Source organism: Streptomyces sp. NPDC038135 (genome assembly GCF_055601245.1).
The window spans coordinates 223,200-249,394 of record NZ_JBVJXS010000003.1; the positions used below are offsets into that span (position 1 = coordinate 223,200).

The 26,195-nt window shown below is 71.1% G+C and carries 22 protein-coding genes; 10 read left to right on the forward strand and 12 right to left on the reverse strand.

Going from position 1 to position 26,195, the window contains the following annotated elements:
* Positions 1-8: 8 nt before the first annotated feature.
* The 3 genes from ACZ7JA_RS09475 to ACZ7JA_RS09485 are packed head-to-tail and all read right to left on the reverse strand — an operon-like array spanning position 9 to position 2,789.
* A complete protein-coding gene (locus ACZ7JA_RS09475) occupies positions 9-920 on the reverse strand; it encodes an ABC transporter ATP-binding protein (protein ID WP_351661615.1) in 912 nt (303 codons plus the stop codon).
* Positions 917-1,834 carry an ABC transporter permease subunit gene (locus tag ACZ7JA_RS09480; protein ID WP_351661618.1) on the reverse strand — a complete coding sequence of 306 codons (918 nt, stop codon included), beginning with the start codon at positions 1,832-1,834 and terminating at the stop codon, positions 917-919. The genes ACZ7JA_RS09475 and ACZ7JA_RS09480 overlap by 4 nt, the downstream gene beginning before the upstream one ends.
* Entirely contained in the window at positions 1,824-2,789 is a 966-nt protein-coding gene (locus tag ACZ7JA_RS09485; protein WP_351662153.1) for an ABC transporter ATP-binding protein, read from the reverse strand. Before ACZ7JA_RS09485 ends, ACZ7JA_RS09480 begins: the two co-directional genes overlap by 11 nt.
* A 239-nt stretch (positions 2,790-3,028) precedes the next feature.
* On the opposite strand from ACZ7JA_RS09485, the gene ACZ7JA_RS09490 reads away from it, so the two are divergent.
* From ACZ7JA_RS09490 to ACZ7JA_RS09510, 5 genes are all read left to right on the forward strand, one after another.
* Positions 3,029-3,871, forward strand: a complete 843-nt coding sequence (locus ACZ7JA_RS09490; RefSeq protein ID WP_470807828.1) for a M24 family metallopeptidase — start codon at positions 3,029-3,031, stop codon at positions 3,869-3,871.
* Positions 3,868-5,622 (forward strand): SDR family oxidoreductase, encoded by a 1,755-nt coding sequence (locus tag ACZ7JA_RS09495; protein ID WP_351661623.1) that lies wholly within the window; start codon positions 3,868-3,870, stop codon positions 5,620-5,622. The genes ACZ7JA_RS09490 and ACZ7JA_RS09495 overlap by 4 nt, the downstream gene beginning before the upstream one ends.
* 165 nt (positions 5,623-5,787) lie before the next feature.
* Complete coding sequence (locus ACZ7JA_RS09500; protein ID WP_470807829.1) at positions 5,788-6,336, forward strand: RNA 2'-phosphotransferase; 549 nt, start codon at positions 5,788-5,790, stop codon at positions 6,334-6,336.
* A gap of 107 nt (positions 6,337-6,443) precedes the next feature.
* Positions 6,444-7,346 carry an LLM class flavin-dependent oxidoreductase gene (locus ACZ7JA_RS09505; RefSeq protein ID WP_470807830.1) on the forward strand — a complete coding sequence of 301 codons (903 nt, stop codon included), beginning with the start codon at positions 6,444-6,446 and terminating at the stop codon, positions 7,344-7,346.
* A gap of 86 nt (positions 7,347-7,432) precedes the next feature.
* Complete coding sequence (locus ACZ7JA_RS09510; protein WP_351661631.1) at positions 7,433-8,320, forward strand: Cof-type HAD-IIB family hydrolase; 888 nt, start codon at positions 7,433-7,435, stop codon at positions 8,318-8,320.
* 39 nt (positions 8,321-8,359) lie between these two features.
* On the opposite strand, the gene cydD is transcribed toward ACZ7JA_RS09510, so the two are convergent.
* The 4 genes from cydD to hisC all read right to left on the reverse strand — a co-directional run bounded on the left by cydD (position 8,360) and on the right by hisC (position 15,781).
* On the reverse strand, positions 8,360-11,875 hold the full coding sequence (gene cydD, locus ACZ7JA_RS09515; RefSeq protein WP_470807831.1) for a thiol reductant ABC exporter subunit CydD: 3,516 nt from the start codon (positions 11,873-11,875) through the stop codon (positions 8,360-8,362).
* A 51-nt stretch (positions 11,876-11,926) separates the two neighbouring features.
* Positions 11,927-12,931, reverse strand: coding sequence for a cytochrome d ubiquinol oxidase subunit II (gene cydB / locus ACZ7JA_RS09520; RefSeq protein ID WP_389451829.1), 1,005 nt, complete (start codon positions 12,929-12,931; stop codon positions 11,927-11,929).
* 15 nt (positions 12,932-12,946) lie between these two features.
* Entirely contained in the window at positions 12,947-14,455 is a 1,509-nt protein-coding gene (locus tag ACZ7JA_RS09525; protein WP_389300144.1) for a cytochrome ubiquinol oxidase subunit I, read from the reverse strand.
* A gap of 246 nt (positions 14,456-14,701) precedes the next feature.
* Positions 14,702-15,781 carry a histidinol-phosphate transaminase gene (gene hisC / locus ACZ7JA_RS09530; protein WP_470807832.1) on the reverse strand — a complete coding sequence of 360 codons (1,080 nt, stop codon included), beginning with the start codon at positions 15,779-15,781 and terminating at the stop codon, positions 14,702-14,704.
* A 429-nt stretch (positions 15,782-16,210) separates the two neighbouring features.
* Here hisC and ACZ7JA_RS09535 point away from each other — a divergent pair, with 429 nt between their 5' ends.
* The 3 genes from ACZ7JA_RS09535 to ACZ7JA_RS09545 all read left to right on the forward strand — a co-directional run bounded on the left by ACZ7JA_RS09535 (position 16,211) and on the right by ACZ7JA_RS09545 (position 19,841).
* Positions 16,211-17,323 (forward strand): LacI family DNA-binding transcriptional regulator, encoded by a 1,113-nt coding sequence (locus ACZ7JA_RS09535; protein WP_351661644.1) that lies wholly within the window; start codon positions 16,211-16,213, stop codon positions 17,321-17,323.
* 396 nt (positions 17,324-17,719) lie between these two features.
* Complete coding sequence (locus ACZ7JA_RS09540) at positions 17,720-18,796, forward strand: metallophosphoesterase (RefSeq protein WP_389300151.1); 1,077 nt, start codon at positions 17,720-17,722, stop codon at positions 18,794-18,796.
* A 181-nt stretch (positions 18,797-18,977) separates the two neighbouring features.
* Positions 18,978-19,841, forward strand: coding sequence for a hypothetical protein (locus ACZ7JA_RS09545; protein ID WP_470807833.1), 864 nt, complete (start codon positions 18,978-18,980; stop codon positions 19,839-19,841).
* Positions 19,842-19,902: 61 nt separating this feature from the next.
* Here the strand turns inward: ACZ7JA_RS09545 and thiC are convergent, their stop codons facing one another.
* The gene (gene thiC / locus ACZ7JA_RS09550) at positions 19,903-21,687 is read right to left on the reverse strand and encodes a phosphomethylpyrimidine synthase ThiC (protein WP_351661652.1); all 1,785 of its coding nucleotides are present in this window, start codon (positions 21,685-21,687) and stop codon (positions 19,903-19,905) included.
* A 237-nt stretch (positions 21,688-21,924) separates the two neighbouring features.
* On the opposite strand from thiC, the gene ACZ7JA_RS09555 reads away from it, so the two are divergent.
* Positions 21,925-23,316, forward strand: coding sequence for a YibE/F family protein (locus tag ACZ7JA_RS09555; protein ID WP_470807834.1), 1,392 nt, complete (start codon positions 21,925-21,927; stop codon positions 23,314-23,316).
* Positions 23,317-23,415: 99 nt separating this feature from the next.
* Here the strand turns inward: ACZ7JA_RS09555 and ACZ7JA_RS09560 are convergent, their stop codons facing one another.
* The 4 genes from ACZ7JA_RS09560 to ACZ7JA_RS09575 all read right to left on the reverse strand — a co-directional run bounded on the left by ACZ7JA_RS09560 (position 23,416) and on the right by ACZ7JA_RS09575 (position 25,752).
* The gene (locus ACZ7JA_RS09560; protein ID WP_351661658.1) at positions 23,416-23,853 is read right to left on the reverse strand and encodes an SsgA family sporulation/cell division regulator; all 438 of its coding nucleotides are present in this window, start codon (positions 23,851-23,853) and stop codon (positions 23,416-23,418) included.
* A 101-nt stretch (positions 23,854-23,954) separates the two neighbouring features.
* Positions 23,955-24,869 (reverse strand): IclR family transcriptional regulator, encoded by a 915-nt coding sequence (locus ACZ7JA_RS09565; RefSeq protein WP_389300159.1) that lies wholly within the window; start codon positions 24,867-24,869, stop codon positions 23,955-23,957.
* Between the two features lie 191 nt (positions 24,870-25,060).
* On the reverse strand, positions 25,061-25,273 hold the full coding sequence (locus tag ACZ7JA_RS09570) for a DUF5326 family protein (protein WP_199211200.1): 213 nt from the start codon (positions 25,271-25,273) through the stop codon (positions 25,061-25,063).
* Between the two features lie 161 nt (positions 25,274-25,434).
* Entirely contained in the window at positions 25,435-25,752 is a 318-nt protein-coding gene (locus tag ACZ7JA_RS09575) for a cupin domain-containing protein (protein WP_389451950.1), read from the reverse strand.
* Positions 25,753-25,810: 58 nt separating this feature from the next.
* Between ACZ7JA_RS09575 and ACZ7JA_RS09580 the strand changes: the two genes are divergently transcribed.
* Positions 25,811-26,188, forward strand: a complete 378-nt coding sequence (locus ACZ7JA_RS09580) for a phage holin family protein (protein WP_351661667.1) — start codon at positions 25,811-25,813, stop codon at positions 26,186-26,188.
* Positions 26,189-26,195: the final 7 nt, after the last annotated feature.

Below are 26,195 nucleotides of genomic sequence, written 5' to 3' on the forward strand. Positions count from 1 at the left end.
AGGGCCTCCTACGCCGCGACCAGATACGAGAAGACGGACTCGAGGGACTCGTCGGACGGCGAGACCGTGAGCAGCCGGATGCCGTGGTCCCGGGCGACCTTCGGCAGCAGCGCGGTGAAGCGGCCGAAGTCGACGGCCTGGATGCGCAGCGCGCCCTCGGCGACGTCGACCTCGATGCCGGACGTCGACGGGTCGGCGATCAGCGCGGCCGCGAGGGCGCGGTCGTCGCTGGAACGCACCAGGTAGCGGTGCGGCCGGTCGGTCATCAGGCGGCGGATCCTGCGGAAGTCGCCGCTGGCGGCGTGCCGGCCGGCGACGACCACCTCGATGTGCCGGGCGAGCTGCTCGACCTCCTCGAGGATGTGCGAGGAGAACAGCACCGTGCGGCCCTCGTCGCCCATCCGCCGCAGCAGGTCCATGAGCTGCATGCGCTGGCGCGGGTCCATGCCGTTGAACGGCTCGTCGAGCAGCAGCAGCGAGGGGTCGTGGACCAGCGCGGAGGCCATCTTCACGCGCTGGCGCATGCCCTTGGAGTACGTGGAGATCTTCCGGTCCTGCGCGTACTCCATCTCGACCGTGGCGAGCGCCCGCTGGGCGGCCTTGGCGCCGAGTCCGTGCAGCTCGGCGTTGGCGACGACGAACTCGCGGCCGGTGAGGAAGTCGTACATCGCCTCCCGCTCGGGGACGATGCCGATGTGCTGGTAGATGGCCTCGTTGCGCCACACCGGCTGCCCGTCGAGGGTGACCGAGCCGGTGGAGGGGGCGAGGAAGCCGCCCATCATGTTGATGAGGGTGGACTTTCCCGCGCCGTTCGGGCCGAGCAGGCCGGTGACCCCGGGGCCGATGGTCATGGTGATGTCGTTGACGGCGACCACGTTGCCGAACCAGCGGGAGACGTGGTCGATGCTGAGGGTCGTCACAGCCCCACCTTCTTGTAGCGGCGGATCAGAAGGGCGTAGCACGCGGCGATCAGGCCGAGCGCGACCAGGACGTACACCACGCCCTCGCCGCCGGTCGGACCGGTGCCGCCGGGGAAGCCGGAGTCGCCGCCGAGGAACGCGGACTGGACGCCGTCGATCAGGGTGACCGGCGAGAACAGGCCGATCCACGGCACGGCGCCGGTGCTGCCCTGCACGTCGGCGATGGCCTGGAGCGTGGAGACGGCTCCGTAGGAGATGGTCAGCACGGCGATCACGGCGGCGATGCCGAAGCCGCGGCGCGGGGTGACGGCGGCGATGACCAGGCCGATCCCGGCGAACAGCAGGGACAGCAGGGCCACGGAGACCAGTCCCTGGGCGAACTCCTCGGTCTGCTGCGCGAAGCCCATCTTGGCCAGCAGCGCGCCCGCGTACATGACCAGCAGGGGAGCGCCGGTGAGGACGAACAGGGCCGAGGCGAGCGCGGCGAACTTCGCCCGCACGTAGTCGGCGGTCTCGATGGGCCGCGAGAAGTACAGCGGCACGGTCTTGAAGCGCAGGTCGCGGGAGACGGACTGGGGCGCCTGCGAGGCGACGTACAGGCTGATCACGGCCTGCATGACGATCGCCCAGCGGGTGTAGGCGTGGGCGAGCGGCAGGGAGTGCGCCTTGGTGGCCACCGCGACGGCCACCATGATGGCCGCGGGCACGCACATCACCACGAACAGCAGCATCGGCAGCACCTTGGACTTCACCGAGCGGCCGAGGCCGTAGGCGCCGCGCAGGGACTGCGAGTACAGCGAGCGGCGGGCGTAGGCGCGGCCGAGCCGCGGGCCGTCGTAACCGCGGTAGCCGATGTCGTGGATGCGGGACTGGTCGCCGCCGGCGGTCACCGGCGCGGGCTGCTCAACCGCCATGGCCGACGGCCTCCTTCCGCTGCTCGTCGCTGCTGGTGAACACCTCGGAGATGTGGTGCCGGCGCTGCTCCATGCGCACCAGCCCGAGACCGAGGTCGGCGACGACGTCGCGCACCAGGTCGTACGTCTCCTCGCCGGGGGCGGTCAGCAGCAGGATGCGTCCGGCGCCCGGCAGGCCGCCGCCCTCGTCGTGGGTGTCCACCCCGCGCGCGAGAAGCGCCTCGCGGACCGCGCGGGTGCCGTCCGGGTGGCTGTCGCTGTCGGTGACCTCGATCGCGAGGGTGGTCGTGGTCTGGGTGAAGTCGGTGGTGGAGCTGGAGCGCAGCAGCTTGCCGCCGTCGATGACGACGACGTGGTCGCAGGTGCGTTCCAGCTCGCCCAGCAGGTGCGAGGTGACCAGGACCGAGATGCCGAAGTCGGTGTGGATGCGGCGGATCAGGCCGAGCATCTCGTCGCGGCCGACCGGGTCGAGGCCGTTGGTCGGCTCGTCCAGGAAGACCAGCCGCGGGTCGTGCACCAGGGCCTGCGCCAGCTTCACCCGCTGCTTCATGCCGGTGGAGTAGCCGCCGATGGGGCGGTAGCGCTCCTCGTACAGACCGACATGGCGCAGGGTGTCCGCGGTGCGCTCACGCGCCGCGGTGGGCGGCAGGCCGGACATGCGCGCCATGTGCACGACGAACTCGGTGGCCGAGACGTCGGGCGGCAGGCAGTCGTGCTCCGGCATGTAGCCCACCCGCTCGCGGATGGCGGCGCCCTCGGTCGCCACGTCGAGGCCGAGCACGGCGGCGCGGCCCTCCGTGGCGGGGGACAGACCCAGCAGGATCTTGATCAGGGTGGACTTGCCGGCGCCGTTGGCCCCGACGAGTCCGGTCACACCGGGTCCGATGTCCATGGACAGCCGGTCGAGCGCGGTCACCCGGGGGAACCGCTTGCTCAGGCTCTCGGTCGCGATCACAGTCACGCTACGAAGGTAGTGACGCCTGCCACGCCGGTCGTCAGACCTCAGAGCCGTCTTCACGTCAGACTCCAGGAGGACGGCACCCTGAGCGATCCCCTGCCCCGGACCTACCCGGCGGCCCTGCGCCGTCCGTCGTCCCCAGCCCTTGATCCACCCTATTGACGCCGCCTCTAACAACTGGAACATTCGCCGGTGTCAAGTTACGGACGCGTAGCGCAGTCGACGGACGGGGCGGCATGACGACGGCAGTGAGCAGCGAACTCTCCGCGGAGCTGCGGGGATTCAGGCGGGTGCAGCGCCTCGCCTACGAGTGCGCGGAGGCCGTCGCGGCACGTCTGGAGCCGGGCGTCACCGAGCGCGAGGCGGCCCGGATGCAGCGGGAGTGGCTGCGGGAGCGCGGGGTGCGGGACTGGTTCCACCTCCCCTTCGCCTGGTTCGGCGACCGCACGGCGTTCGTGGACTTCCGCCTGCCGCTGCAGTTCTTCCCGACCGGCCGCCGGCTGGAGCCCGGGATGCCGTTCATCCTGGACATGGCCCCGGTGTACGAGGGGTGCACGGCGGACATCGGCTACTCGGGCTCGCTGGGCGTCAACCCGGTGCAGGAGCGGCTGACGGCGGATCTGGAGGCGCACCGCGAGCTGATCCTGCGGGAGGTGCGCGAGCGGCGCCCGCTGCGCGAGATCTACCAGAACGTGGACCGCCTCATGGTGCGCCAGGGCTACGCCAACCGGCACCGCGCGTACCCCTTCGGGGTGATCGCCCACAAGGTGGACCGGGTGCGGGCCCGCCGCTTCTCTCCGCATCTGTTCGGCTTCGGCACGCAGTCCCTCAAGGGGCTCGCCGCCGACGCCCTGCACGGCCACCGCGAGGGCTGGTCGCCCCTGTGGTCGCCGTACCGCTTCTCCGACCACCCGCCGCGGCCGGGGCTGTGGGCGGTCGAACCCCACCTCGGGTTCCGGGGTACCGGCGCGAAGTTCGAGGAGATCCTGGTGGTCACCGACTCCCGGGACCCCGCGGAGAGCGCCTTCTGGCTGGACGACGATCTGCCGCACGTGCGGCGCTGGGCGGAGGCGAAGTGACGCTGAAGGGGGCGCGTGAGCGCCGGGTGGACACCGGAGGGGTCGAGCTGTGCGTGGCCGAGCTGGGCGATCCGCAGGCGCCCACGGTGGTGCTGGTGCACGGCTACCCGGACAGCAAGGAGGTCTGGTCGGAGGTGGCCGCACGCCTCGCGGACCGCTTCCACGTGGTGCTGTACGACGTCCGGGGCCACGGCCGATCCACGGCGCCGAAGCCGCTGCGCGGCGGCTTCACCCTGGCCAAGCTCACCGACGACTTCCTGGCCGTGGTGGACGCGGTGAGCCCGGACCGGCCGGTGCACCTGGTGGGCCACGACTGGGGCTCGGTGCAGTCCTGGGAGTTCGTCACGGTGGGCCGCACGGAGGGCCGCATCGCCTCCTTCACCTCCATGTCCGGGCCGTCGCTCGACCACTTCGGGCACTGGATCAACGCGCGCGTGAAGCGTCCGACGCCCCGCCGGGTGGGCCAGCTCCTCGGTCAGGGCGCCAAGTCCTGGTACGTCTACCTGCTGCACACCCCCGCCCTGCCGGAACTGGCCTGGCGGGGTCCACTCGGCAAGCGCTGGCCCCGGATCCTGGAGCGGGCCGAGAAGGTCCCCGCCGGTGACTACCCGACCGCGTCGCTGCCCTCCGACGCGGCGCACGGCGCCTGGCTGTACCGGGACAACGTCCGCGCCCGCCTGCGCAGGCCCCGCCCGGACGCGTTCGCGCACGCCCCCGTGCAGCTGATCACGCCCCAGGGCGACGCGTTCCTGTCGGAGCGGCTCTACGACGACCTGGACGCATGGGTGCCGCGGCTGACCCGCCGTACGCTGCCCGCCAAGCACTGGATCCCGCGCACCCGGCCCGACCAGGTGGCCTCCTGGATCGGGGAGTTCGTCTCGAGCGTCGAGGGCGGGCGGCCGGAGCCGAAGGCCGCCGGCCGCCACGCGGACCGGTTCGGCGGGCAGCTGGTGCTCGTCACCGGCGCGGGCAGCGGCATCGGCCGGGCCACGGCGTTCGCCTTCGCCGAGGCCGGGGCACGGGTGGTGGCCGTCGACCGCGACGCCGAGGCGGCCGCCCGCACCGCCGAACTGTCCCGGCTGATCGGCGCCCCCGAGGCCTGGGCCGAGACCGCGGACGTCTCGGACGAGCAGGCCATGGAGCAGCTGGCCGAGCGGGTGCACGGCACGTACGGCGTCCTGGACGTCCTGGTCAACAACGCGGGCATCGGCCTCTCGGGCTCCTTCCTCACCACGACCACCGACGACTGGCGCCAGGTGCTCGGCGTCAACCTGTGGGGTGTCATCCACGGCTGCCGGCTCTTCGGCGCGCGCATGGCCGAGCGCGGGCAGGGCGGCCACATCGTCAACATCGCCTCGGCGGCCGCCTACCAGCCGTCCCGGGCGCTGCCCGCCTACAGCACCTCCAAGGCGGCGGTGCTGATGCTCTCCGAGTGCCTGCGGGCCGAACTCGCCGGACGGGACATCGGGGTCACGGCCGTCTGCCCGGGGCTGGTCAACACCAACATCACCGCCACGGCCCGCTTCACCGGCGTCGACGAGGCCGAGGAACGCCGCCGCCGGCAGCGCTCCGCCCGCCTGTACGGCCTGCGCAACTACCCGCCGGAGAAGGTCGCGGACGCCGTCCTGGACGCGGTGGCCCACAACAGGGCGATGGTCCCGGTGACCCCGGAAGCCCGGGGCGCCCATCTCCTGTCCCGGTTCCTGCCGGGCGCGCTGCGCAGGCTGGCCCGCGTGAACCCGAGACTGTGAGAAGACGGGACGACTGGGGGCAGTAGGCGATCAAAGCGCGCGCATCGCCCGCTCGTTGTCCACAAGTTGCCCAAACAGCTTGTGGATAACGCCAGTTGTCTGTGGACCAAACCTCGAGACGGAAAACCACCTGCGTGATCCGCGTCTCTCCCGCACCCTGGAGGGATGGACGACAGACGCACCGTGAAGGTGTCGAAGTACCTCTCGAAACACCTCCGCCACCAGCCCGAGCGCATCGGCCTCACGCTGGACCCGGCCGGCTGGGTCGAGATCGACACCCTGATCGCCGCGGCCGCCGCGCACGGATTCCGCTTCACCCGCGGGGAACTCGACCATGTGGTGGCCGCCAACGACAAACGGCGCTTCGCCGTGGAGGGCACCCGGATCCGCGCCAGCCAGGGACACAGCGTCGAGGTCGACCTCGGCCTGCCCCCCGCGTCCCCGCCGCCGTACCTCTACCACGGCACCGTCGCCCGCAGCCTGGACGCGATCCGCGCCGAGGGCCTGCGGCCCATGAACCGGCACGACGTCCACCTGTCCGCCGACCGCGAGACCGCGACCCGGGTCGGCGCCCGCCGCGGCCGGCCCGTCGTCCTCGCCGTGGACGCGGGCGCCATGCACCGCGACGGCCACGTCTTCCACGTCAGCGCGAACGGGGTGTGGCTCACCCGGGCGGTACCGCCCGGCTACCTGCGCTTCCCCGCCGCGCACTGACCGCCGGCCGGCGCCCTCGCGCGGGACCCGGCCCTTCGTGTCGCCCGGCGGCCCCGGACGGTGACCGGTTTCGGCCGTTGCCGGGGCGCCCCCGTACGCTCGGACCCATGAGTCTGCGTCTGAGCACCGTGATCCTGCCGTACCGCCGCTGGAGCGAGGGCGGCCGCGTGGCCTGGGTACGGGCCGAGGAGCTCGGTTTCCACACCGCGTACACCTACGACCACCTGTCCTGGCGCAGCTTCCGCGACGGCCCGTGGTTCGGCGCCGTGCCGACCCTGACCGCCGCCGCGGGCGTCACCGGCCGGCTGCGTCTGGGCACGCTGGTCACCTCCCCGAACTTCCGGCACCCGGTGACCCTCGCCAAGGAACTGATCTCCCTGGACGACATCTCCGGCGGCCGCGTGACCCTGGGCATCGGCGCGGGCGGCACCGGCTTCGACGCCACCGCCCTCGGCCAGGAGCCGTGGACGCCGCGCGAGCGTGCCGACCGGTTCGCCGAGTTCGTGCCGCTGCTCGACCGGCTGCTCACCGAGGACTCCGTGACGTACGAGGGCCGGTTCTACTCGGCGGTGGAGGCGCGCGACATCCCCGGCTGTGTGCAGCGGCCCAGGCTGCCCTTCGCCGTGGCGGCCACCGGCCCCCGCGGGCTGCGGCTCGCCGCGCGGTACGGACAGGCATGGGTGACCACCGGCGACCCGAAGCTGTACGAGAACGGCACCCCTGAGGAGTCCGTCGCCGCACTGCGCGGGCAGACCGAGAAGCTGGCCGCGGCCTGCGCGGAGGCCGGCCGGGACGTGGCCGAGCTGGACAAGGTGCTGCTCACCGGCTTCACCCCGGACCGCGGCAGGCCGCTGGAGTCGCTGGACGCGTTCGTGGACTTCGCGGGCCGGCACCGGGAGCTGGGCTTCACCGAGATCGTGCTCCACTGGCCGATCCCGGACTCCGACTTCGCCGCGGACGAGAAGGTCTTCGAGCGGATCGCCATGGAAGGCCTCGCCCAGCTCGCCTGATGCGGGGGCGCGGACGTCGTCCGTCGGCCGACTGTGGTGTGTCGGTGGACTCATCTGTGCGGACTCTCGCACGGGCGTGCGGGCATATGCGCCAGAATGGCCGGGTGACCTCAGCGACCAGACAGCCCGGGACCCCGGCCGCCGCCTTTCGGCCGCGGCTGATCGCCACCGACCTCGACGGCACCCTCCTGCGTGACGACAAGTCGGTCTCCCCGAGGACGGTCGCCGCACTGGCCGCCGCGGAGGAGGCGGGCGTCGAAGTCTTCTTCGTCACCGGCCGGCCGGCCCGGTGGATGGACGTCGTCAGCGAGCACGTGCACGGCCACGGTCTGGCGATCTGCGGCAACGGCGCCGCCGTGGTCGACCTGCACGGCGGCCCGGGCACCCACCGGTTCGTGAAGGTGCGGGAACTGGCCCGCCGGAACGCGCTGGACGCCGTGCGGCTGCTGCGCGACGCGGCCCCCGGCACGGTGTTCGCGGTCGAGCAGACGTACGGCTTCCACCAGGAGCCCGCCTATCCCAAGCTGCACATGGAGACGCCGGACAACCTGCTGCCCGCGGAGGACCTGCTCGCGGCCGACGGCCCGGACTCCGACCAGCCGGTCCTGAAGATCCTCGCCTACCACCCCGACCTCGACCCGGACGCCTTCCTCACGCTGGCCCGGCTGGCGGTCGGCGAGCGCGCCAACGTCACCCGTTCCAGCCCCAGCGCCCTGCTGGAACTCAGCGGCCCCGGCGTCTCCAAGGCCAGCACCCTCGCCCTGTGCTGCGCCGAGCGCGGCATCTCGCACGAGGAGGTCGTCGCCTTCGGCGACATGCCCAACGATGTCGAGATGCTGACCTGGGCGGGCCGGTCGTACGCGATGGGCAACGCCCACCCGGACGTCGTCGCCGCCGCCTCCGGCCGCACCGTCGCGAACAACGAGGACGGCGTGGCGGTCGTCATCGAGCGGCTGCTGGCCGAACGGGACTGACGCCCGCCCGGTCCGGCCGTACCTGTCCCGGCGCGCCCCTCAGCGCGCCGCCACCAGCGACTGGGCGGCCGCCTCCCGGCGGGCCATCGTCCGCAGCGGCCCGTCCACGGCGGCCAGTTCCGCGTACGTTCCCCGCTGCGCCACCCGGCCCTCGGCGAGTACGACCACCTCGTCCACCGCGTCGAGCCCGGCCAGCCGGTGGGTGATCAGCAGCGTCGTACGGCCCTCGGTGGCGGCCAGCAGATCCGCGGTGAGCGCGTCGGCCGTCGGCAGATCCAGGTGCTCGGCGGGCTCGTCCAGCACGAGCACCGGGAAATCGGCCAGCAGCGCGCGGGCCAGGGCGAGGCGCTGCCGCTGACCGCCGGACAGCCGGGCCCCGTGCTCGCCGACGAGCGTGTCCAGCCCGTCCGGCAGTCCGTCCACCCAGTCCAGCAGCCGGGCCCGGGACAGCGCGTCCCGCAGTCCGGGCTCGTCGGCGTCCCTCCGGGCGAGCAGCAGGTTCTCGCGCACCGTGCTGTCGAAGAGGTGGGCGTCCTGGGCGCACAGTCCGACGAGCCGCCGCACGTCGTCGCCGTCCAGGGCGTAGGCGTCCACACCGCCGAGCGTGTACGAGCCCGCCCCGGCGTCGAGGAACCGCAGCAGCACCTGCGCGAGGGTCGTCTTCCCGGAACCGGACGCGCCGACCACGGCGATCCGCCGCCCGCGCTCAAGGGTGAGATCCAGTCCGACCAGGGCGTCGCGGTGCCGGCCCGGGTGACGGGCGGTCAGGTCCCGGACCACGAGCGGGAAGGGCGAGACGGGGGCCTGCCGCGGCCGCTCCGGCTCGGTGACGGGCTCCGGGGCGTCGAGCACCTCGAACACCCGCTCCGCGCTGCGGCGCACCCGCTGGCGATGCCGCACGGCGAGCGGCAGCCCCAGTACGGCCTCGAAGACGGCCAGCGGAGTGAGCACCACCACGGCCATCGCCACTCCGCCGAGCCGGCCCGTGGCCACCGCCTGGGCGCCCAGCCACGCGGTCGCGGTGACGGTCAGCCCGCAGACCAGTGCGGTGAGCCCGTCGCCCAGGGCGGTGGCGGTCGCTCCGCGCGCCGCGATCCGGGTGAGCGTGCCGTCGGCCCGCCGGGCCGCTGCGGTGCGGGCCGGCAGGGCGCCGGCGACCGTCAGTTCGGCGGTGCCGGTGAGCAGGTCGGTCACCCGGGTCGCGAGCGCACCGCGGGCGGGCGCCAGTCGCCGCTCGGCGCGCCGGGCCGTGGCGGCGGTGACCAGGGGGACACCGGCGCCCGCCAGGAGCAGACCCGCGGCGAGGGCGGCACCGGCCTCGGGCAGCAGCCAGGCCGTGAAGGCGACGGAGACGGCGGAGACGGCGGCGGCGACCCCGGCGGGCAGCAGCCAGCGCAGCCAGTAGTCCTGGAACGCGTCGACGTCGGCGACCAGCCGGGTGAGCAGGTCGCCGCGGCGGGCCGTCCGCAGACCGGCGGGCGCCAGCCGCTCCAGCCGCCGGTACACGGCGACGCGGGTGTCGGCCAGCATCCGCAGCACGGCGTCGTGCGAGACGAGCCGCTCGGCGTACCGGAAGACGGCCCGGCCGATCCCGAACGCCCGCGTCGCCGTCACGGCCACCATCAGATACAGCACCGGCGGATGCTGCGAGGCCCGGGAGATGAGCCAGCCGGAGGTGGCCATCAGTCCGACCGCGCTGCCCAGCGCCAGAGCGCCGAGCAGCAGCGCGAGCAGCAGCCGGCCGCGCCGGGGACCCGCGAGGGCCCGCACCCGGGACAGGATCCGGCCGCCCCGTGCCGGGACACCGGTGTCCGGCTCCGTCCCGGCCGGGCCGCTCCCCTCGGCCGGGCGCCCGCCGGAACCGCCGGTGCCGGCGGCGGGCGTCACAGCGGCGGCCGTCCCGACGGCGGGCGGCTCGGGGACGTCCAGCCGGACGACCCGGTCCGCCACCTCCAGCAGCGCCGGTCGGTGCGCCACCAGCAGCACCGTGCGGCCGACCGCCAGCCGCCGCACCGCTGCCACGACGTCGGCCTCCGTCGCCCCGTCCAGCGCGGCCGTCGGTTCGTCCAGCAGCAGGACGGGCCGGTCGGCGAGGAAGGCACGGGCCAGCGCGAGCCGCTGGCGCTGGCCGGCGGACAGTCCCGCGCCGTCCTCGCCGAGCACCGTCCCGGCGCCCTCGGGAAGCGCGTCCACGAACTCCAGCGCACCCGCGTCCCGCAGCGCCCGGCGCACGGCGTCGTCGTCCGCCTCGGGCCGGGCCAGCCGTACGTTCTCCGCGATGGTCCCGGCGTACAGGTGCGGCCGCTGCGGCACCCACGCGATCCGCGAGCGCCACTGCGCGAGGTCGAGGTCGGCGAGGTCGGTCCCGGCGACGTGCACCCGGCCGTCGACGGGACGGACGAAGCCCAGCAGCACGTTCAGCAGACTCGTCTTGCCCGCGCCACTCGGTCCGACCAGGGCCACGGTCTCCCCGGGCTCCACGGTGAAGGACACACGCGTCAGGGCGTCGGCCGAGCGCTGGGGATAGCGCACGGTCACCGCGTCGAAAGCGATGGCGCCCGAACGCACCGGCGCCGTGCCGGACGCCGGCATCGGTGTCTCCAGCACGGCGAAGATCTCCTCCGCAGCGGCCAGCCCCTCCGCCGCCGCGTGGTACTGCGCCCCCACCTGACGCAGCGGCAGATAGGCCTCAGGTGCCAGCACCAGGATGACCAGCCCGGTGTACAGGTCCATGTCGCCGTGGACGAGGCGCATGCCGATCGTCACGGCGACCAGCGCGACCGAGAGCGTGGCCAGCAACTCCAGGGCGAACGAGGAGAGAAAGGCGATCCGCAGGGTCCGCATGGTGGCCTGGCGGTACTCCCCGGTGATCCGCCGGATGGACTCGGCCTGTGCCTTGGCCCGGCCGAACACCTTCAGCGTGGGCAGCCCCGCGACCACGTCCAGGAAGTGACCGGACAGCCGGGACAGCAGCCTCCACTGACGGTCCATACGGGACTGGGTGGCCCAGCCGATCAGCATCATGAAGAGGGGGATGAGCGGCAGGGTGGCGACGATGATCGCCGCCGAGACCCAGTCCTCGGTCACGATGCGCGCCAGCACGGCCACCGGGACGACCACCGCGAGCCCCAGCTGGGGGAGGTAGCGGGAGAAGTAGTCGTCGAGGGCGTCGACTCCGCGCGTGGCCAGGGTGACCAGCGAGCCGGTCCGCTGCCCGCCGAGCCAGCCGGGACCCAGCTGCACCGCACGGTCCAGGATGCGCCCGCGCAGTTCCGACTTCACGGCCGAGCTGGCCCGGTGCGCCGCGAGCTCGGTGAGCCATGCGATGACCGACCGGCCCACGGCGACGGAGGCCAACAGCAGCAGGGGCGTGCGCAGTTCGGCACTCGCCTGGCCGCGCTGGAACGCCCCGGTGACCACCTCGGCGATGAGCATCGCCTGGACGATGACCAGCCCGGCCCCGACGGCTCCCAGAGCGACGACCGCCACCAGGAAGAGACGGGTGGCACGGGCGTATCGCAGCAGGCGCGGGTCGATCGGTTTCACGTGAAACATGCCCTTCCATCCGGAGGGTGCGTTTCACGTGAAACACACCCTCGGCGGGTCTCAGTGCGCGGCGTCGGCTATGTGCTGCGTACCGATGCGCTTGCGGAACACCCAGTAGGTCCACCCCTGGTAGAGCAGCACGAGCGGGGTGGCGATGGCCGCGCACCAGGTCATGATCTTCAGGGTGTACGGGCTCGACGACGCATTGGTGACCGTGAGGCTCCAGTCACTCTGCAGCGTGGACGGCATGACGTTCGGGAAGAGCGACAGGAAGAGCATCGCCACGGCCGCCACGATCGTCACGCCGGACAGCGCGAACGACCATCCCTCGCGCCCCGCCTGGTTGGCCACCAGCGCCGCCACCAGGGCGACGACCGCCACGACCAGCGCCACCAGGCTCTTGGCGTCACCGCTCTCGGCCTGCGTCCACAGCAGGAAGGCGAGCGCCACCACGGCGGTGACGAGCCCGACCCGCAGCGCCAGCTTCCTCGCCCGCAGCCGGATGTCACCCACGGTCTTCAGTGCGGTGAACACCGCCCCGTGGAAGGTGAACAGCGTCAGCGTCACCAGGCCGCCGAGCAGGGCGTACGGATTGAGCAGATCCAGGAGGCCGCCGACGTACTCGAAGTTCCGGTCGATCTTCACGCCGTGCACGATGTTGCCGAAGGCCACTCCCCACAGGAACGCCGGGACCAGCGAGGTCCAGAAGATGGCCGTCTCCCAGTTGCGCTGCCAGTTCTCCTCGGGCCGCTTGGCCCGGTACTCGAAGGCGACACCCCGGACGATCAGGCAGACCAGGATGACCAGGAGCGGAAGGTAGAAGCCGGAGAAGAGCGTGGCGTACCACTCCGGAAAGGCGGCGAAGGTCGCGCCGCCCGCCGTGAGCAGCCACACCTCGTTGCCGTCCCAGACGGGCCCGATGGTGTTGATGAGCACACGGCGCTCGGGCCGGTCGCGGGCCAGCAGCTTGGTAAGGATGCCGACGCCGAAGTCGAAGCCCTCCAGGAAGAAGTAGCCGGTCCACAGGACGGCGATCAGGACGAACCAGACGTCGTGAAGTTCCATGACTGTCCCCTCGGCCTAGTACGAGAAGGCCATCGGCTTGTCGGCGTCACGGGAGTCGCCGCCGATCTTCGTGGGCGGGTTGAGGTCGGCCTCGGTCAGCTCGGGCGGGCCGGCCTTGACGTACTTCGCGAGCAGCTTGACCTCGACGACGGCGAGGATCGCGTACAGCGCGGTGAAGACGAGCATCGAGGTGAGGACCTCGCCCTGGGAAACGCCGGGGGAGACCGCGTCTCGGGTCTGCAGGACGCCGTAGACGGCCCACGGCTGCCGGCCCATCTCGGTGAAGATCCAGCCCCAGGAGTTGGCGATCAGCGGGAAGGCCAGGGTCCAGATCGCGATGCGCCAGTACCAGGTGGTCAGCTTCGGGCCCAGTGCCTTGTTGGGGAGCAGGACCAGGTGCGGCACCTCGTCGTCGCCCACCCGCAGGTGCTGCGGCAGCATGAACCTCTTGCGGGTCAGCCAGAGCCCGGCGAGGCCGATGGCGAAGGAGGCCATGCCGAAGCCGATCATCCAGCGGAAGCCCCAGAAGGTCACCGGGATGTTGGGCCGGTAGTCGCCGGGCCCGAACTTCTGCTGCTCCGCCTTGTTGACGTCGTTGATGCCGGGCACGTACGAGGTGAAGTCGTCGTTGGCGAGGAAGGACAGCAGGCCCGGGATCTCGACGGCCACGCTGTTGTGGCCCTTCTCCACGTCGCCGTAGGCGAAGACGGAGAACGGCGCAGGTGCCTGCCCGTCCCACAGCGCCTCGGCGGCCGCCATCTTCATCGGCTGCTGCTTGAACATGACCTTGCCGAGCACGTCACCGCTGACCGCGGTGAGCAGGCCGGCGATGACCACGGTGATCAGACCGAGCCGCAGCGAGGTCTTCATCTCGCGGACGTGCTTCTTGCGTGCCAGGTGGTAGGCGGCGATGCCCACCATGAACGCGCCACCGGTCAGGAAGGCGGCGGACAGGGTGTGGAAGGCCTGGCTGAGCGCGGTGTTCTGGGTCAGCACGGCCCAGAAGTCGGTCAGCTCGGCCCGTCCCCGCACCTTGTCGATCTTGTAGCCGACCGGGTGCTGCATCCAGGAGTTGGCCGCGAGGATGAAGTACGCCGACAGGATCGTGCCGATCGACACCAACCAGATGCAGGCCAGGTGGATCTTCTTGGGCAGCTTGTCCCAGCCGAAGATCCACAGGCCGATGAACGTGGACTCGAAGAAGAAGGCGATCAGGGCCTCGAAGGCGAGCGGGGCACCGAAGATGTCACCGACGAAGCGCGAGTAGTCCGACCAGTTCATGCCGAACTGGAACTCCTGCACGATGCCGGTGACCACACCCATCGCGATGTTGATCAGGAAGAGCTTGCCCCAGAACTTCGTCGCCCTGAGGTACTTCTCCTTCTCCGTGCGCACCCACGCCGTCTGCAGCCCGGCCGTCAGCGCGGCCAGGGAGATCGTCAGGGGGACGAACAGGAAGTGGTAGACGGTGGTGATGCCGAACTGCCAGCGCGCCAGTGTCTCCGGCGCCAGAGCCAGGTCCACGTCGTCACTCTCCTTACTACGCCGTGGTACAGCGGCGGTTTGCTCCCTTTGTTCCGCACATACAGGAGCAATCGGGACGCGCTTGTGAACGCGTTCACATTCACAAGCCATTATGACGCACTGGTATTCGGCAACCGCATGGGGGTACCCCTCGTACGCCCACGGCAGAACGGATCAACGAAAAGGGCCCCGCACATGGCGGGGCCCAGTCGTGGCCGACAGCGCTCAGCCGCCGACCGTCCGTTCTCAGCTCTCCCTGTGGAACGCCTCCGCGACCTTGAGGAAGATGTCGTTCGCCTCGGTCTCCCCGACCGTCACCCGCACGCCCTCGCCCGGGAACGGCCGGACCACCACACCGTGCTGCTCGCAGGCCGCGGCGAACTCGACCGTGCGCTCCCCCAGCCGGAGCCACACGAAGTTGGCCTGGGTCTCCGGCACCGTCCAGCCCTGCGCGCGCAGCGCGTCGACCACCCGCTTGCGCTCGCACACCAGCGAGCCGACCCGGCCGAGCAGCTCGTCCTCGGCCCGCAGCGAGGCGATCGCCGCCTCCTGCGCGAGCTGGCTGACGCCGAAGGGCACCGCCGTCTTGCGCAGCGCCGCCGCCACCGGCTCATGCGCGATCGCGAAACCGATGCGCAGCCCGGCGAGACCGTAGGCCTTGGAGAACGTGCGCAGGACGCAGACATTGGGCCGCTCCCTGTACAGCTCGACGCCGTCGGGCACCTCGGGATCGCGGATGAACTCACGGTAGGCCTCGTCCAGCACCACGAGCACGTCCTTGGGCACCCGGTCGAGGAACCGTTTCAGCTCGGCTCGCCGCACCACAGTGCCGGTCGGGTTGTTGGGGTTGCAGACGAAGATCAGACGCGTCCGCTCGGTGATCGCGTCCGCCATGGCGTCCAGGTCGTGCACGTCGCCGGGCGTGAGCGGCACCTGGACCGAGCGCGCCCCGCTGATCTGCGTGATGATCGGGTACGCCTCGAAGGAGCGCCAGGCGTACATCACCTCGTCGCCGGGCCCGCTGGTCGCCTGGATCAGCTGCTGGGCGACGCCCACCGAACCGGTCCCGGTGGCCAGGTGGGCGAGCGGGACGCCGAACCGCTCAGACAGCTCCTCCATCAGCCCGCTGCACGCCATGTCCGGGTAGCGGTTGAAGTTGCAGGCGGCCGCGGTCACGCTCTCCATGACGCCGGGGAGCGGGGGATACGGATTCTCGTTGGAGGACAGCTTGTAGGCGACCGGCCCGCCGGCCGCGGCCGGCTTGCCCGGCTTGTAGGTGGGGATACCCTCCAGCTCGGCGCGCAGCTTGGGGCTCGTCTCGCTCACCGCAGTCCTCCTCGCGACCACCGGCGACCCGTCGACGCCGCCGGCTTCCAATACTCAACACCTTATGAGGATTCGGTCCCGCTGCGTACAGGTGCGGGAGGACGGGAGTCCCGCCTCTTCCGTCACACAGGCATCAGGGGCATCACCGTACGAAGGCGTACGTTCCAGGGGGCGCGCCACACATATATCTACGCGCCGGTGGCTCACGCCCTGGCGCGCATCCCTCGTGCAGGTGAGTTGAGACCTGTTCGAGACATCGGCCCCTCGGCAGGCCCACACCCGTCGGCACGTCACGTCCTATCATTGGATCGTTCAACTACCTTTGTTTCCAAGGCAGTTAGCCGTCCACAGCCATGCAGAAACGTGCCTGTCAACGCGTGCATATGCGTCCGCACTACCCCACCGCATGAGCCCTACTATCGGCTCGCCATGACAGCAGCAGGGAAGCACCAGGTGAGCCGCGCGGAAACCTCACGGCGAGGAAGCCGGCCGAGCCGGGCGGGCATCAGAGACGTGGCCGCCGCCGCCGGGGTCTCCATCACGACCGTGTCCGACGCCCTCAACGGCAAGGGCCGGCTCCCGGACGCCACCCGGCGCCATGTCCGCGAGGTCGCCGACCGGCTGGGGTACCGCCCTTCGGCCGCCGCCCGCACCCTCCGTACCGGCAAGTCGGGGCTGATCGGCCTGACCGTGACGACGTACGGGGATGAACCTTTCACCTTCACGGAGTTCGCCTACTTCGCCGAGATGGCCCGGGCCGCCACCTCGGCCGCGCTCGCCCGCGGCTACGCCCTGGTCATCCTGCCCGCGACCTCCCGCCACGACGTGTGGTCCAACGTCGCCCTGGACGGCACGGTCGTCATCGACCCCTCCGACCAGGACCCGGTGGTCAGCGAGCTCGTCCGGCAGGGCCTGCCGGTCGTGTCCGACGGCCGCCCGGCCGGCTCGCTCCCGGTCACCGCCTGGGTCGACAACGACCACGAGGCCGCCGTCCTCGACATCCTCGACCACCTCGCCGACGCCGGCGCCCGCCGCATCGGCCTCCTCACCGGCACCACGACGGACACGTACACCCATCTGTCCACCACCGCCTACCTGCGCTGGTGCGAGCGGGTCGGCCAGGACCCGGTCTACGAGGCCTACCCCGCGCACGACCCCTGTGCGGGCGCCGTTGCCGCCGACCGGCTGCTCGCCCGGCCCGACCGGCCCGACGCCGTGTACGGCCTCTTCGATCCCAACGGCACCGACCTCCTCGCCGCAGCCCGGCGCTACGGCCTGCGCGTCCCCGACGACCTGCTGCTGGTGTGCTGCAGCGAGTCCACGGTGTACGCCAACACCGAGCCGCCCATCACCACGCTCTCCCTGAAGCCGCGCCGGATCGGTACGGCCGTGGTGCAGCTGCTCATCGACGCCATCGAGGGCGTCGAGTCGGACCAGCCCGTCGAACAGGTGATACCGACGGAGCTGATCGTGCGTACCTCATCCCAGCGACGGCCTCCCCGCACGACCGTCAGCCCGCCGCGGGCCCCGGAGCGGGGGTAGCAGACGGGTCTCCGCCCGGCGGCCGACCGGGGACACCACGGGATGGCCGCCTTTGGGGGGACACGGAGGCGAGGGGGACACTGAGGTCCGGAGCGTCGGGGCCGGGCCCCCGCGCGGCCCACCCGCCCGCCCGGCGCCGCGACGCGCGATCGGCTCCCCCCCGGGACGGAACGGCCGGCCGTCGCGCGGCACGGATCACCGCTGTCGGGCAACCAGTCGAAACCCCGCCCAAACGGAACGAAAGCCGCGGTGAACTGTCGTCTCGCTCCGATTCACCACCCCTGGGTCATCACACGGAGCGACGCGCATTCCTATGATGGGCCCACGACACCGCGGGGCCGCTGCGACCAGGCAGTCCGAAGCGGTGCAGTTGCGGCGCGATGGTGGAGGGGTCTGATGACTCAGGGGGCCGGTCAGGGACCCGAGACGGAGCGGACGGCGACGTTGCGCGACTTCCGGGTGCCCGCGTACGTCAACGAGACCGGTCCGTACGTCCGCACCCACCCGGGTGACACCGTGCCGCCGATGGACGAGGCCTACCCCGAGGGCTACACGCCCACCCAGCGCGACCTGCCCGTGATCAACCGCGGCGACACGCTGCAGGTGTCCGTCGAGCCGGGCCCGGCGGCTCCGGACCCGCAGCCGTCGACCGGTCCGGGCCCGCTGTACGTCGTGGGCGACGTCCACGGCTACCTGAACGAACTGCTGGCCGCCCTGCGGGAGAAGGGGCTGGTCGACGCCGAGGGCAGGTGGAGCGCGGGCACGGCCCGGCTGTGGTTCCTCGGCGACTTCACCGACCGCGGCCCCGACGGCATCGGCGTCATCGACCTGGTCATGCGGCTGTCCGCCGAGGCGGCGGCCGCCGGCGGCTACTGCAAGGCCCTCATGGGCAACCACGAGCTGCTGCTGCTCGGCGCGAAGCGGTTCGGCGACACCCCGGTCCACTCCGGCGCGGGCACCGCCACCTTCCAGGCGGCCTGGCTGCTCAACGGCGGCCAGAAGACCGACATGGACCGCCTCCAGGACCACCACCTGCAGTGGATGTCCCGTCTCGACGCCGTGGAGGAGGTCGACGGGCATCTGCTCATCCACTCCGACACGACCGCCTACCTCGACTACGGCGACTCGATCGAGGCGGTCAACGACACCGTCCGCGAGACCATCACCCGCAACGACGCGGACGAGGTCTGGGACCTGTTCCGCAAGTTCACCAAGCGGTTCTCCTTCCGCGACGAGGGCGGCGCGGAAGCCGTGCGCTCCCTCCTCGACACGTACGGCGGCACCCGCGTCGTTCACGGTCACAGCCCCATTCCCTACCTGCTCGGCGAGGTCGGCTCCGAGGACACCGAGGAGGACGAGGGCCCCTCGGTGGAGGGACCGCACATCTACGCCGAAGGGCTCGCCATCGCCATGGACGGCGGCGTGACCATGGCCGGGAAGCTGCTGGTGCAGCAACTACCGCTGAGCGTCTGAGCGTTCACGGCACTGATCGGGTCCGTCCGGATGCGACCAGGTCGGCACCCAATTTCCGGCAACCCCCTGTCACCGCGTGGTGTGACGGCTCTACCATCGGCTTATCCGTAGCAGGCTCCCCTCCGTTTCTGCCCGACGGCTCGCCGGCGTGCGAGCCCCAAGCCCTACGGAGCATCGGGGGATGCACATGAACAGCGTTCCGCAGCACCTGCTGAGCGAGGACCGCCAGGAATTCGAGCGGATCCTCGATGAGGCGCTGCGCTCCGCACCCCAGCGACCCGAACTCGCCGCTGTCGGACAGCGGCTCAACCCGGAACAACTGCGCACCATGGCACTCAACGCCACCGCGCTCATCACGGCGGCCGCGGCGACCGAGTACCAGCACTACGTGAAGGCCCGCGAGGAACTGCGCCGCCCGGCGCCGTCCATCCCCTCGGCCGCCGACGACACCGGTTCCGCGGAACCGGGCGCGGGCCCGGTGGGTCTCGCCACCGCCCTCGGCGAGGCCGCCGAGACGACCGGCGCGGGTGCCGTCGCCGTGGTCGCGGTGCTGGCGCCCGTCCTCGCGGGGACGGCCGCGGCGATCTTCCTGCTCGTGGGCTACATCCTGAAGATGCTGGCCCCCGGCCAGGCCTTCGCCCAGACGATGCTCACCGCGGGCTGGGTGTTCGGCGCCGTGACGGCCGCCGCGATCGTCGTCGCCGGTGCCGGGCTGCTGCTCACCGCCCTGCGCAACAGTGCGGCCGCGGAAGCCGGAGCCCATGACGCGGCCGACGCGGAGGTGAGCAGGGCCAGAGAGGCCTGGCAGGAAGCCCTGCTGGAACGCGGTGTCCTGCCGTTCCTGCGGGACGCCCTGGCGCAGCCCGGTACGGAGCCGCTGCACCGCACCGCGCCCGCCGCTCCGACGAACCGCATGCCGCGTCTCGGCTACGGCCGCCCCGGCTTCAGCAGCCCGGACGACGGCTCCGTCTCCGGCCGTCCGAGCTTCAGCAGCCCCGACTACACCAGTCCCGACTTCGGCGGCCCGGAGCACCAGCCGGAATAGCCGGCCCGCGCCCCGCCACGGGGCGCCGGCCGGACCCTGGCCGGCGCCCGTCGCGGCCGGATCAGTCGGCGATCGGCAGGTACACCCGGTTGCCCGACGCCGCGAACTCCTTCGACTTCTGAGCCATGCCCTCCTCGACCTCGGCCCGGGTGCCGCCGTGTTCCCGGCGGATGTCCTGGGAGATCTTCATGCTGCAGAACTTCGGCCCGCACATGGAGCAGAAGTGGGCCGTCTTGGCGGGTTCGGCCGGCAGGGTCTCGTCGTGGAACTCCCGTGCCGTGTCCGGGTCCAGGGCGAGATTGAACTGGTCCTCCCACCGGAACTCGAAGCGGGCGTCGGACAGCGCGTCGTCCCACTCCTGAGCGCCCGGGTGCCCCTTGGCGAGGTCCGCCGCATGGGCGGCGATCTTGTAGGTGATGACCCCGGTCTTCACGTCGTCACGGTTGGGCAGGCCCAGGTGCTCCTTGGGCGTGACGTAGCAGAGCATCGCCGTGCCCCACCAGGCGATCATCGCGGCGCCGATGCCGGAGGTGATGTGGTCGTAGGCCGGCGCGATGTCCGTGGTCAGCGGGCCGAGCGTATAGAACGGAGCTTCATCGCAGATCTCCTGCTGAAGGTCGATGTTCTCCTTGATCTTGTGCATCGGGACATGGCCCGGGCCCTCGATCATGGTCTGTACGTTGAAACGCTTGGCGATCCGGTTGAGTTCCCCGAGCGTGCGCAACTCCGCGAACTGCGCCTCGTCGTTGGCGTCCGCGATCGAGCCGGGCCGCAGCCCGTCGCCCAGCGAGTACGTGACGTCGTACGCGGCAAGGATCTCGCAGAGCTCCTCGAAGTTCTCGTAGAGGAACGACTCCTTGTGGTGCGCCAGGCACCACGCCGCCATGATCGAGCCGCCCCGCGACACGATGCCCGTCTTGCGGTTGGCGGTGAGCGGCACATACGGCAGGCGCACGCCGGCGTGGACGGTCATGTAGTCCACGCCCTGCTCGGCCTGTTCGATGACGGTGTCCTTGTAGATCTCCCAGGTCAGTTCCTCGGCCTTGCCGTCGACCTTCTCCAGTGCCTGGTAGAGCGGAACGGTGCCGATGGGGACGGGGGAGTTGCGCAGCACCCACTCGCGGGTGGTGTGGATGTTGCGGCCGGTGGAGAGGTCCATGACCGTGTCGGCGCCCCAGCGCGTCGCCCAGGTCATCTTCTCGACCTCCTCCTCGATGGAGGAGGTGACCGCGGAGTTGCCGATGTTGGCGTTCACCTTCACCAGGAAGCGCTTGCCGATGATCATCGGCTCGATCTCCGGGTGGTTGACGTTGGCCGGCAGCACCGCGCGGCCCGCCGCGATCTCCTCACGGACCACTTCGGGAGAGACGTTCTCCCGGATGGCCACGTATTCCATCTCCGGCGTGATCTCGCCTCGGCGCGCGTACGCGAGCTGGGTGACCGCCTGACCCTCACGGCCGCGGCGCGGCTGCCGTGGGCGCCCGGGGAACACCGCGTCCAGGTTGCGCAGTCCGCCGCGCGGCGAGGTGTGCTTGATTCCGTCGTCCTCGGGGCGGACGGGACGGCCCGCGTACTCCTCGGTGTCACCGCGGGCGGTGATCCAGTTCTCCCGCAGCGGCGACAGGCCCCGGCGGACATCGGTGCCGACGAGTGGATCGGTGTACGGGCCCGAGGTGTCGTACAGCGTGACCGACTGCCCGTTGGTGAGGTGCACCTGACGAACCGGCACGCGCAGGTCGGGGCGTGAACCCTCGATGTACGCCTTGTGCCAGCCGACGGACTGTCCGGCCTCCGGGGACTTCTCGTCCTGAACGGAGGCAGGCGTGCGTGCGTCCTTGTTGGTCATGAGACCTACTCCCTACGCCGGCATTACCCGGTAACAGGTTCGGCGGTCGACGCAGCGGCTTCCGTTTCCGGATGTCTCCCGGGGAATCGCGTTCCACGTGAAACATCGCGTATACGGAGGTCAGCGCCCTCTCAGCCCGGTGCTCCGAGCTCCCGCGTGTGCAAAGGTGCCTCCACGCTAGCGTCAGTTCGGGCGCGGTGAACAGTGGGCCCCCGTCGTTCTTGCGATGATCGGGCGGTGACCACGACGGAGCAGCACCCGTACCCGCCCTCCGAGCCGCCGCGCCACGGCGGCTCCGAACCAGGCCATGGCCATGGCCATGGCCACTCACACGGTCATAGTCACAACCACGGACCAGCCGCGCCTGTTTCGAAGCACCTGCGCAAGGTGATCGCGGCGATCCTCGTCCCGTTCACCGCCGCCGTCGTGGTGGGCCTGGTGATTCTGTGGCCCGGAGGAGCGCCGCCGCACGAGCGCACCGGTGTCGGCTTCGACAGGCAGACGCAGCAGGCCACGGTCACCCAGGTGACCGAGCTGAGCTGCAAGTCGGCCACCGCCTCGGGCGGTACGGCGGCGGGCGGTAGCTCCGCACCAGGGGACGGCTCGGCCCAGCACGAGGCCAACGGCACCTGCAGGAAGGCGACGATCCGGGTCGACACCGGCAAGGACCAAGGCCGGACCTTCACCGAGATCGTGCAGCCGGACCAGTCACGGCAGTTGCACGAGGGCGAGAAGGTCGTGGTCGCCTACGAGCCCTCGGCGCCGAAGGACCTGCAGTACTCGGTGACCGATGTGAACCGCAAGCTCCCCATGGCGCTGCTGGCGGGCGTCTTCGCGCTCGCCGTCGTGGTGGTGGGCCGGCTGCGCGGGGTCATGGCCCTGGTCGCGCTGGCCGTGAGCTTCATGGTGCTGACGTTCTTCATCCTGCCCGCGATCCTGCAGGGCTCGAATCCACTCGTGGTGGCGGTCGTCGGGTCGAGCGCCATCATGCTCATCGCGCTCTACATGTGCCATGGCCTATCGGCGCGTACGTCGGTCGCGGTGCTCGGCACCCTTGCCTCCTTGCTGCTCATCGGCGTGCTCGGCTCCGGGTTCATCGACTGGGCCGCGCTGACCGGCAACACGGACGACAGCACCGGACTGATCCACGGCCTGTTCCCGTCGATAGACATGAGCGGTCTGCTGCTGGCCGGGGTCATCATCGGTTCGCTGGGTGTCCTGGACGATGTGACGGTGACCCAGACGTCCGCGGTCTGGGAGCTCCACGAGGCGAACCCGGCGATGGGCTGGCGTGAGCTGTACCGGGCGGGCATCCGGATCGGCCGCGACCACATCGCCTCGGTCGTCAACACCCTCGTCCTGGCCTACGCCGGTGCCGCGCTGCCGCTGCTCCTGCTGTTCTCGATCGCGCAGAGCAGCGTGGGCACGGTGGCCAACAGCGAGCTGGTCGCCGAGGAGATCGTGCGCACGCTGGTGGGTTCGATCGGGCTGGTGGCCTCGGTCCCGGTCACCACCGCCCTCGCCGCCCTCGTGGTGTCGGCCGACCGGACCGGGCCGGCCGGTGGTGCGGGCTCCGAGGCGCTGCCCGCCCCGGCACGCGGCGGCCGGGGACGACGTCGGAAGCGCTGAGCGGGGCAGCAGGCCGGCACACCACCGAAGAAGCGTTCCTGCGGTGTCCCGGGCGGCAGTGGGTGGGCGCGCGTCCGGCGCCCCGCCGCCCACGGACCGTCAGCCGGCGCTCTGCTCCTCGGCCAGGATGCGGTCCAGAGCCTCGTCGAGGTGTGCGTCGAAGTCGGCCAGCGCGCCCTCCTGCCCGAGCGGCACCAGCTTGTCCGTGCGATCGAGGAAGGCCACGAGCGGCGGCGTCGAGGAGCGGAACAGGGCCTGGTCGCTGCCCACCTGAAGCCGGATCAGCACCTCGCCCAGCATCTCGGTGTCGGCGGGGGCGATGTGGACATCACCCTCCCCGCACGGCCGCCCGACTCCGTCGATCAGGAGCTCCCGCCCGAAGGCCCAGGTCACCGGGGCGTCACCGGGCAGATGGAAGGTGAGCCGCACGGCGTAGGGATCACAGGTCTCGTAACGCAACTCCACCGGGATGCGGAAGGAGAGCTCCTCGGACACGAGAAAACTCATCATGACTTCTGCCTGTACGGATTCGCGCATCGCCTACCCCGTCATATGACGTCGACCGGCCGGGAATGATCCCCCTCGACTGTGACTCAAATCTTGCTCAACGTGCACGACAGATCACAAGGAGTGAGATTTCAGATACTGATAGAGAGCGACAGCGCGCCCAGATGGCGCCCGATCCCGGCCTGCAGCCGCAGGGCCGCGGGCAGCAGCTGCTCGCTCTGATGTACGGGGAGTGAGATGGCCATCGCGGCTGCCGTCGTGCCCACCGTGATGGGGATCGCCGCGCAGACCGTCCCGAGCGCGTACTCCTGCCGCTCCACCACCGGCTCCATGCGCGGCGTTCTCGCCAGCCGGCGCAGCAGGGCGTTGTCGTCCCGCACCGAGTACGGCGTCAAGGACCGCACCGGGTAGCGGCTCAGGTGGTCCCGGCGGGCCTCCTCGTCCAGCTGGGAGAGCAGGCACTGCCCGATGGCGTGCGCGTGCCCGGTCTCACGGAAGTCGGCCCACTCCTCGACCGCGGGGGTCTCCCGCGAGTCGGAGACGCACACGACCTCGATCTCACCGGCCCGGTACAGGGCGTAGTACACCGGGGCGCCGAGGGAGTCGCGCCAGTAGGCGAGGGTGTCGGCCACCGTGCCGCGACGTTTCTGCTGCGCTCCGCTGCTGCTCAGCCGCTCGGCCGCGTCGCCGAGGAAGAACAGCCCCTTGTCGCGGCGCAGATAGCCCTCGTGCACCAGGGTGCGCAGGAGGTGGTAGGCCGTGGGCAGCGCGAGGCCGGTCTCGCGGGCGAGTTGTTTGGCGGGGGCGCCGTACTCGTGGACCGCGACGGTCTCCAGCAGGCGCATCGCCCGCTGGACGGAGCCGATGAGGGTCGCCGCCTGCGGCTGCTCCGGCACCTCCGGAGGCCGTGCGCGTCCTGGGCCGGCCGCGGGTCGCGGTTGTCCCGGGACGGCCGCCGCACGCGGCCGCTGCACCTGGGGCACGCAGGGTCGCGGTGGAACGGGGGGTGCGTGGGGTTCCGCCGGTGCGGTGTCAACCGTGGCCAAGGGTCACTCCGGGAGCGCGAGGTGGGGCAGCCCGTGCGAACACGGGTGAGGGTGTGTGCCACGCGCGGGGCCGGCCCCGCGCGGATTCCGAACCTAGCCGTCCGCCACCCGGTGCGTACGGCACGCCGGGGAAACTTCCCTCCCCCGAGGGAACCGGTGACTTCCGTTACCGGTCACCGGCTCCCGCGCCCTTACCAGTCGCTGCGCGACGAGGAGTTCGACATGAACTTGCGCACGATGTAGATCAGTCCGCCGACCAGCGCCACGAAGACCAGCGCCTTGAAGAGCAGGCCGATCACGAAGCCGATGACGGTCGCTATCAGGCTGCCGAACACGACCAGGGCGATGACGGGCACCGCGACCCACTTAACCCACCACGGCAGCCCCGCGAAGATCTCTCGCATTGCCCTCGTCCTTTGCTCCGTTGCGTCCACGACGTCCTGCGCGGTCCTGGACACAGTCCCGATGTCTGCCATCGATGCTAGGGCCGCCGAGGGGTCGTGCGGGCGTCTCGCACCCCTTGTCTCCCCCTGACCCGACCCTTAGGGAACCCCGAGCCCGGACCTCACGCCTCGGGCGGAGAGAACACGACCAGTACCCTCAGGTCCTCGCTGATGTGGTGGAACTTGTGGGCGACGCCCGCCGGCACGTACACCACGCTGCCCCGGGCCACCTGGGTGGTCTCCAGGCCGACCGTGATCGACGCACGGCCGCTGACGACGAAGTAGACCTCGTCCTGGTTGTGCGGCTTCTGCGGGTCGTGCTCGCCCGCGTCGAGGGCGTACAGGCCCACCGACATGTTCCGCTCCCGCAGGAACTGCAGGTAGGCCCCCTCGTTGGCGGCGCGCTCCGCCTCCAGTTCGTCCAGCCGGAATGCCTTCATCGCCGTTGTCCGCCCTCGCCCCTGCTCGCTCTGGATCCGGTCTGCCACGATCAGACACATGAAGAATTTCGTAGTCAAGACGATCGCCAACGCGGCCGCTCTCGCGATCGCCGTGTGGCTGCTCGACAAGATCACTCTGACGGGGGACAGCACGGGCAAGAAGGCCGGCACGCTGATCGTCGTCGCGTTGATCTTCGGCCTGGTCAACTTCCTGGTCAAGCCGATCGTGAAGGTGCTCACCTTCCCGCTGTTCCTGCTGACGCTGGGGCTGATCACCCTGGTCGTCAACGCGCTGATGCTGCTGCTGACCTCCTGGGTGTGCGGCAAGCTGGACCTGAGCTTCCATGTGGAGGGCTTCTGGACGGCCGTGCTCGGCGGACTGATCATCTCCGTGGTCTCCTGGGCGCTGAACCTCGTCCTGCCCGACGAGGACTGAGCGCGCC

Excerpts from the sequence above, each read along its gene's own strand:
- ACZ7JA_RS09480 (WP_351661618.1), bottom strand. The coding sequence starts at position 1,834 with ATGGCGGTTGAGCAGCCCGCGCCGGTGACCGCCGGCGGCGACCAGTCC.
- ACZ7JA_RS09490 (WP_470807828.1), top strand. The coding sequence starts at position 3,029 with ATGACGACGGCAGTGAGCAGCGAACTCTCCGCGGAGCTGCGGGGATTC.
- ACZ7JA_RS09500 (WP_470807829.1), top strand. The coding sequence starts at position 5,788 with ATGGACGACAGACGCACCGTGAAGGTGTCGAAGTACCTCTCGAAACAC.
- ACZ7JA_RS09505 (WP_470807830.1), top strand. The coding sequence starts at position 6,444 with ATGAGTCTGCGTCTGAGCACCGTGATCCTGCCGTACCGCCGCTGGAGC.
- ACZ7JA_RS09510 (WP_351661631.1), top strand. The coding sequence starts at position 7,433 with ATGCGCCAGAATGGCCGGGTGACCTCAGCGACCAGACAGCCCGGGACC.
- cydD (WP_470807831.1), bottom strand. The coding sequence starts at position 11,875 with ATGTTTCACGTGAAACCGATCGACCCGCGCCTGCTGCGATACGCCCGT.
- cydB (WP_389451829.1), bottom strand. The coding sequence starts at position 12,931 with ATGGAACTTCACGACGTCTGGTTCGTCCTGATCGCCGTCCTGTGGACC.
- ACZ7JA_RS09535 (WP_351661644.1), top strand. The coding sequence starts at position 16,211 with ATGACAGCAGCAGGGAAGCACCAGGTGAGCCGCGCGGAAACCTCACGG.
- ACZ7JA_RS09540 (WP_389300151.1), top strand. The coding sequence starts at position 17,720 with ATGACTCAGGGGGCCGGTCAGGGACCCGAGACGGAGCGGACGGCGACG.
- ACZ7JA_RS09545 (WP_470807833.1), top strand. The coding sequence starts at position 18,978 with ATGCACATGAACAGCGTTCCGCAGCACCTGCTGAGCGAGGACCGCCAG.
- thiC (WP_351661652.1), bottom strand. The coding sequence starts at position 21,687 with ATGACCAACAAGGACGCACGCACGCCTGCCTCCGTTCAGGACGAGAAG.
- ACZ7JA_RS09560 (WP_351661658.1), bottom strand. The coding sequence starts at position 23,853 with ATGCGCGAATCCGTACAGGCAGAAGTCATGATGAGTTTTCTCGTGTCC.
- ACZ7JA_RS09570 (WP_199211200.1), bottom strand. The coding sequence starts at position 25,273 with ATGCGAGAGATCTTCGCGGGGCTGCCGTGGTGGGTTAAGTGGGTCGCG.
- ACZ7JA_RS09575 (WP_389451950.1), bottom strand. The coding sequence starts at position 25,752 with ATGAAGGCATTCCGGCTGGACGAACTGGAGGCGGAGCGCGCCGCCAAC.
- ACZ7JA_RS09580 (WP_351661667.1), top strand. The coding sequence starts at position 25,811 with ATGAAGAATTTCGTAGTCAAGACGATCGCCAACGCGGCCGCTCTCGCG.